Below are 424 nucleotides of genomic sequence, written 5' to 3'. Positions count from 1 at the left end.
TACTGGGGCTGTCCTGGCGACATCTGGACAGCCAGCCCAAACCGGCTCTCCTGCGCTCGATGGCGGAAGAGCGCGGCGAGATCTACGCGGTCTATCACACGATCGATGCGGCTTGGCAAGCTGGCTTTTCCCAGCCGCCAAGCGATATGCCGAGCGACACGAAGATGGCGCGGATGTACGCGCTTGCGCCGCTTATCGCTGCCTTACGTCCGGCGCCATGGCGCGCCGTCTTCGACATCGGCAATGGTCTGTACTGGTATCTGGCTGTTCGAGATCAGCAGGAGATCATCCCGGAGGGCGATTTCGTCGGGTCCATAGACGCAGTGTCGCAGCTGCGTTCTCAGCACGATGCCTACGGTGTTTGGAATGACTACGACGAAGACGCCTCGCTGCAGGGGCTCGCCGACGCCGTTCGCAATCTGGC

The 424-nt window shown here is 62.0% G+C and carries 1 protein-coding gene; it reads left to right on the top strand.

The window, feature by feature from the left end:
* A partial coding sequence (gene pilO2, locus C1I95_RS37510; protein ID WP_158566532.1) for a type 4b pilus protein PilO2 occupies positions 1–424 on the top strand: 424 nt, incomplete at both ends.

The sequence above is a fragment of the Micromonospora craterilacus genome (assembly GCF_003236315.1).
GTDB classification, from domain to species: Bacteria; Actinomycetota; Actinomycetes; order Mycobacteriales; family Micromonosporaceae; genus Micromonospora; species Micromonospora craterilacus.
Note: the sequence above shows the minus strand (reverse complement) of the source record. Positions and strands in the feature narration are given on the sequence as shown.